This is a genomic window from Actinoplanes sp. NPDC048791 (genome assembly GCF_040650095.1).
In the GTDB taxonomy this organism is placed as follows: Bacteria; Actinomycetota; Actinomycetes; order Mycobacteriales; family Micromonosporaceae; genus Actinoplanes.
In genome coordinates, this window is the sequence record NZ_JBEZGQ010000583.1 from 1 (window position 1) to 5,401 (window position 5,401).

9 protein-coding genes are annotated in these 5,401 nt (G+C 73.8%); 4 read left to right on the forward strand and 5 right to left on the reverse strand.

Annotated features, from left to right (window positions below):
- Together AB0C29_RS31675 and AB0C29_RS31680 are read right to left on the reverse strand one after the other, a co-directional pair.
- Positions 1-853: HAMP domain-containing protein (locus AB0C29_RS31675; protein ID WP_360827903.1), on the reverse strand; the 853-nt coding region annotated here is incomplete at its 3' end.
- On the reverse strand, positions 850-1,527 hold the full coding sequence (locus AB0C29_RS31680; protein WP_360827906.1) for a response regulator transcription factor: 678 nt from the start codon (positions 1,525-1,527) through the stop codon (positions 850-852). The genes AB0C29_RS31675 and AB0C29_RS31680, both read right to left, overlap by 4 nt.
- Positions 1,528-1,650: 123 nt before the next feature.
- Between AB0C29_RS31680 and AB0C29_RS31685 the strand changes: the two genes are divergently transcribed.
- From AB0C29_RS31685 to AB0C29_RS31700, 4 genes are all read left to right on the forward strand, one after another.
- Positions 1,651-1,956 (forward strand): STAS domain-containing protein, encoded by a 306-nt coding sequence (locus AB0C29_RS31685; RefSeq protein ID WP_360827909.1) that lies wholly within the window; start codon positions 1,651-1,653, stop codon positions 1,954-1,956.
- The gene (locus AB0C29_RS31690; RefSeq protein ID WP_360827912.1) at positions 1,953-2,309 is read left to right on the forward strand and encodes an STAS domain-containing protein; all 357 of its coding nucleotides are present in this window, start codon (positions 1,953-1,955) and stop codon (positions 2,307-2,309) included. The genes AB0C29_RS31685 and AB0C29_RS31690 overlap by 4 nt, the downstream gene beginning before the upstream one ends.
- A gap of 167 nt (positions 2,310-2,476) precedes the next feature.
- A complete protein-coding gene (locus AB0C29_RS31695; protein ID WP_360827915.1) occupies positions 2,477-2,962 on the forward strand; it encodes a nucleoside 2-deoxyribosyltransferase domain-containing protein in 486 nt (161 codons plus the stop codon).
- Between the two features lie 48 nt (positions 2,963-3,010).
- Positions 3,011-4,066, forward strand: a complete 1,056-nt coding sequence (locus AB0C29_RS31700) for a diguanylate cyclase domain-containing protein (protein WP_360827918.1) — start codon at positions 3,011-3,013, stop codon at positions 4,064-4,066.
- Here AB0C29_RS31700 and AB0C29_RS31705 read toward each other — a convergent pair.
- From AB0C29_RS31705 to AB0C29_RS31715, 3 genes are all read right to left on the reverse strand, one after another.
- A complete protein-coding gene (locus AB0C29_RS31705) occupies positions 4,047-4,832 on the reverse strand; it encodes an IclR family transcriptional regulator C-terminal domain-containing protein (protein WP_360827920.1) in 786 nt (261 codons plus the stop codon). The genes AB0C29_RS31700 and AB0C29_RS31705 overlap by 20 nt on opposite strands.
- A gap of 16 nt (positions 4,833-4,848) precedes the next feature.
- A complete protein-coding gene (gene pcaC, locus AB0C29_RS31710; RefSeq protein ID WP_360542698.1) occupies positions 4,849-5,229 on the reverse strand; it encodes a 4-carboxymuconolactone decarboxylase in 381 nt (126 codons plus the stop codon).
- Positions 5,222-5,401, reverse strand: a 180-nt coding sequence (locus AB0C29_RS31715; RefSeq protein WP_360827923.1) for an alpha/beta fold hydrolase, incomplete at its 5' end; no start/stop codon positions are given. The genes pcaC and AB0C29_RS31715, both read right to left, overlap by 8 nt.

The window sequence follows — 5,401 nt, forward strand, 5'->3', positions numbered from 1 at the left end:
GCGCGATCTCCTGGGTGACCTGGCCCGCGGCGGTGGCGGTGCGCTCGTCGAGGTGCTCGCGGCGGCGCTCCAGCACGCTCGCCGCCGCAGCGAGGGTCTGCAGCGGGGACCGCAGCTCGTGGCTGACGTCGGCGGCGAACCGGCGGTCGCGTTCCAGCCGGGCCGACAGCTCGTCGACCATGTGGTTGAACGACGTGGTGAGCCGGGCCAGGTCGGGCTCGGCCGCCGGGTCCAGCCGGTACTTCGAGGCGCCGCCGGCGATCTCCTGGGCGGCGTCGGCGACCCGGCGCAGCGGGCGCAGGACGTAGCGGCTCGCGTACCAGCCGAGGCCGGCGCCCAGCACCGCCGTGCCCATCGCGACCAGGGTCAGCACGACCGTCAGCACGCTCAGGGTGTGCTCCAGCTCGCGCAGCGAGTCGACCTCGTAGAAGACGTCGCCGGGGGCGAGCGGCACCGCCACCACGATGCTGGCGTGCCCGCCGGTGCGGATCCGCTGCACCGAGTCGGTGCCCGCGGCCGCCTGCCGCTGCAGGGCCACCGGGATCGCGCCGGTGCTGCCCTCGTCGGCCTTGAGGGCGTACCAGTTGCCCTGGCGTTGCAGCAGCGCGCGGCGGCTCTCGCCGGTGTCCAGGACGCGGAGCACGGCGGCGACGTCCGGGCGGGTGGTGGCGCCCAGGCCGGCCCGGACCACGGCGGCGTCGTCGTACGCGGCCCGCACGGCGGTGCCCTCCCGTTCCTTGATCAGCGACTGCCGGGCCACCTGGTACGACGCCAGCGCCATCGTCGCCGACAGGGCCAGCGCGCCCGCGGCGAAACCGGCGACCACCCGTACCCGCAGCCCGGCGCGCCTCATCGCTGCAGCTTGTAGCCCAGGCCGCGGACGGTCACCAGGTGCCGCGGGGCGCCCTCGCCGTCCTCGATCTTCTGCCGCAGCCGGCCGACGTGCACGTCCACCAGCCGCTCGTCACCACCGTCGTAGCCCCAGACCCGCTGCAGCAGCTGGTGGCGCGACAGCACCCGGCCCGGATGCTCGGCCAGCTCGCACAGCAGCTGGAACTCCGTACGGGTGACGGCGACCGGGGTGCCGCCCAGCCGGACCTCACCGGCCTCGGGGGAGATCTCCAGGTCGCCGAAGCGCAGCACCGGGACCTCGTCGCCGGCCCCGGCCCGGGCCCGGCGGCGCAGCGCCCGCAGCCGGGCCGTCAGCTCCTTCACCGCGACCGGTTTGACCAGGTAGTCGTCGGCGCCGGCCTCCAGCGCGGCCACGATGTCGTGGGTGTCGTCGCGGGCACTGATCACCACGATCGGCACGTCGTGGGCCCGGCGCAGGGTCCGGATGCACTCGAAGCCGTCGATGCCGGGCAGCATGAGGTCGACCAGCACGGTGTCGGCGGGCTTGCGGCGCTGTGCGGCGATGCCCTCCTCGGCGGTCGGGGCGCCGGTGGCCTCGTAGCCCTCGTCCTCCAGCGCCAGCACCAGCGACAGCCGGATCCGGTCGTCGTCCTCGATCACCAGCACTGCTGACATGCTCTGCATCATCCCCGCCCGGCCGCGTGCCGCCAAAGAGCGCGGGCGGACGCGACCGGACTGTCACGCAACCGTCATACGGCTGCGGACCACCCGCCACACACCGGGTCGAACCTTGCAACTGTGAGCGGTGAGCACGCGATGCAGGAGACGACCGTGGTCGTCACCGAGGCGCTGGCCGGTGCGACGGTCGACCGGTGGCAGTCCCGGTTCCGGGACGCGGTGGCCGGGCGCCCGGCCCGGCTGATCGTCGACCTGCGGCACAGCCCGCGGATAGACGCGGCTGCCATCGTGGTGCTGCTGCAGTTGCACCGGGAGCTGATCCGCGCCGATGCCCGGCTGACGCTGCGCGCCCCGGGCGCGCGGGTCCGCCGGATGCTGGGTCTGGCCCGGGTGGACCACGTGCTCGAGGTCGAGGAGGCCCGATGACCGCACCCGAGGTGGAGCTGGACGTACGGCTGGACGCAGTGGTCGTGCACGTGCGGGCCGGGATGGACGCCACGGTGGCGCCGACGCTGCGGGAGAGTCTCACCGACGCTGTCGACCGGCATCCGCACGTGGTCGTGGACCTGACGGAGGTGCCGACTTTGGACGACGTCGGGCTCGGTCTGCTGGTCCGCGCGCACCGGCGGGCCCGGCGCCGCGACGGGCTCGTGGTCCTGGCCGGTCCGTCGCGGTTCGTCATCACCGTGCTGCACACGATGCACGTGGACGGGCTGTTCCCGATCTTCGACGACTGCCCGGCCGCCCTGGAGTGGCTGCGTGCCGAGTTCCCCCGCTGACAGCCGCGGGCGCCGGTAGGGGATGCCGCGGCCGCGGGCGCCGCCACTCGCGGGGGCACACGAGCGGCGCGGCCACGCGACCGCGTCATCCGGGCCCATGATCAGGTACGCACATGGCGGTCCGCCCGCGGCCACATGACGGTTGTGTGACGGCTACGGTGGCAAGCGTGCGATACGTGCAGGCGCCGCAGCGGTACGACGGGCCGGGCCCGATGCTCTTCCTGGCCGGCGGCATCACGGACTGCCCCGACTGGCAGTCGCAGGCCGTGGCCCTGCTGCGCGACACGCCCGGGCTGACCGTCCTCGATCCCCGCCGCGCCTCCTTCAACCTCGCCGACCCGGACGTGGCCACCGAGCAGATCACCTGGGAGCACACCCACCTGCACCGGGCCGACGTGGTGCTGTTCTGGTTCGCCCCGGGCGGCAGCGTCCAGCCCATCACCCTGTACGAGCTGGGCGTGCACGTCACCCGCGGGGTCCCGCTGGCGGTCGGGGCCGATCCGGGTTATCCGCGCCGGCACGACGTCGAGGTGCAGCTCGCCCTGGCCCGCCCCGGCCTGCGGGTGCACGACACGCTGGCCGCCACGGTGCGGGCGGCCGAAGTGCTCAGCTCACCCGGCCGATCGCCGATGAGCGGGGTCCACGAGGCGTAGGCGGATGCACTACGGTCGGTTGATCACGGTGTGGCGAAAGGAGCGCGGGTGACGGCCTCCGATCCGCAGCTGCAGGCCCTGCGGGCCCTGCACGCGGTGACCAAGCGCGTGCACGCCAGCCTCGACCTCACCCAGACCCTGGACGCCGTCGCGAGCGGGGTCGTCGAGGCGTCCGGCTTCGGCCTCGCCGCCGTCAACCTGGCCGAGGAGAACGGCGACTACACCACCGTGGCCGTGGCCGGCAGCGACGACCTGCGCCGGGAGCTGCTGGGCATGCGCGGCTCGGCGGAGAACTGGCAGGAGCTGTTCCGCCGGGCCGAACGCTGGGGCTCGCTGTACTTCGTCGACCACCGCAACGGCGTGCCCGAGTCGCTCTACGTCTGGGTCCCGGACATCGAGGCGACCGACGACCCGGAGCTGTGGCACCCGCTGGACTGCCTGTTCGCGCCGCTGATGGCGCCGTCCGGGGAATGGGTGGGGGTGCTCAGCGTCGACCTGCCCGACGACGGGCGCCGTCCGGACGCCCAGCAGCAGGAGATCCTGGCCTTCTTCGCCGAGCACGCCGCCATCGCCATCCAGCACGCCCGCCTGCACTCGCAGCTCGAGCGCAGCCAGGCCGAGGCGGAGTACGCGGCGACCCACGACAGCCTCACCGGCCTGGCCAACCGGGCCCTGCTCAAGACCCGCATCGACACCCTGCCGGCCCAGGGCGCGCCGCAGGTCGGTGTGCTGGTGGTGGACCTCGACGGCTTCAAGAAGGTCAACGACGACGCCGGGCACGAGGCCGGCGACGAGGTGCTGCGGATCGTCGCCCAGAGGTTGCAGCACCACCTGCGCCCCGACGACGTGCTGGCCCGTACCGGCGGCGACGAGTTCGTCGCGGTGCTGACCGGCGACGACCTGAGCCGGGCCCTGCCGGAGGCCGCCCAGCGGCTGCGCGAGGCGATCCGCGAGCCGATCTGCGGCAGCACCGGCGTGCACCGCATCGGCGCCAGCGTCGGCTATGCGATCGGCCGGGCCGGTGAGGACTTCTCCCGGCTGGTGGCGGCCGCGGACGCGGAGATGTACAGGGAGAAGCGCCGGGCTAACGCCCCGGTCTCGTGACCCGCAGGTCGGCCGTGATGCGCTCGGCGGTTGCCAGCAGCGGCGGCAGCAGCTCGGCCCGCATCGCGGCCACCGAGGTACGGCTGGCGTGCACCGAGACGTTGACGGCGGCGGTGACAGCCCCGGAACGGTCGGCGACGGGCGCGGCCATCGACCGCAGCCCCTCCTCGAGCTCCTGGTCCACGATGGCGTAACCCTGCTCGCGGACCCGGGCCAGCTCGTCCCGCAGCTCCGCGACCGACCTGACCGTCCGCGCGGTGAGCTGCTCCAGCCGTACCCGCGACAGATACGCCTCGACCTGCTCGGCGGGGAGGTGGGCGATCAGCACCCGGCCCATCGAGGTCGCGTACGCCGGGAACCGGGTGCCCACGTTGATCGCCACGGTCATGATCCGCCGGGTCGGCACCCGGGCCACGTAGACCACGTCGTCACCGTCGAGCACCGACACCGACGACGACTCGTGCACCTCGGCGGACAGCTGCTCCAGGTGCGGCTCGGCCACGTCGGGCAAGGACAGGCTGGACAGGAACGCGTACCCGAGCTCCAGCACCCGCGGCGTCAGCGAGAACAGCCGCCCGTCGGTGCGGACGTAGCCGAGGTCGGTCAGGGTGAGCAGGAAGCGCCGGGCCGCGGCCCGGGTGAGGTCGCAGATCCGGGCCACCTCGCTGAGCGTGAGCTCCCGGTGGTGGGCGTCGAACGCCCGGATGACGGCCAGCCCGCGTTCCAGGGACTGCACGAAGTGCGGCTCGCGCGCGTCGTCACTCATCGCTGCGACCACCGCGTCACGCCCCGGATCCGTCGTCGGCCAGCACGGCCTCGGCGATCTTGAAGGCGGCGTTGGCGGCGGGCACGCCCGCGTACACGGCGGTGTGCAGCAGCACCTCGGCGATCTCGTCCGGACTGAGCCCGTTGCGGCGGGCGGCCCGCACGTGCATCGCCAGCTCGTCATGACACTGCAGGGCGGTGAGCAGGGCGAGCGTCACACAGGACCGGGTACGCCGGTCCAGGCCCTCCCGGGTCCACACCTGCCCCCAGGCGGCCCGGGTGATGTACTCCTGGAACGGCGCGGTGAAGCCGGTGGTGGCCGCGACCGCCCGGTCGACGTGCGCATCACCGAGCACCTCGCGCCGCACGGCCATGCCGTCGGTGTAGTCGTCAGCCATCGAGCGCCTCCAGAATGAGTCGGTTCGCGGTCGCCGCCTGCTCGAAACTGGCCAGATGCGCCGCGCCGGCGACGACCTCGAGCCGGGCACCGGGGATCGCGGCGGCGATGGCGGCACCGTGGGCGGGAGGGGTGGCCGGATCGTCGGCCCCGGCGACGACCAGCGTGGGCGC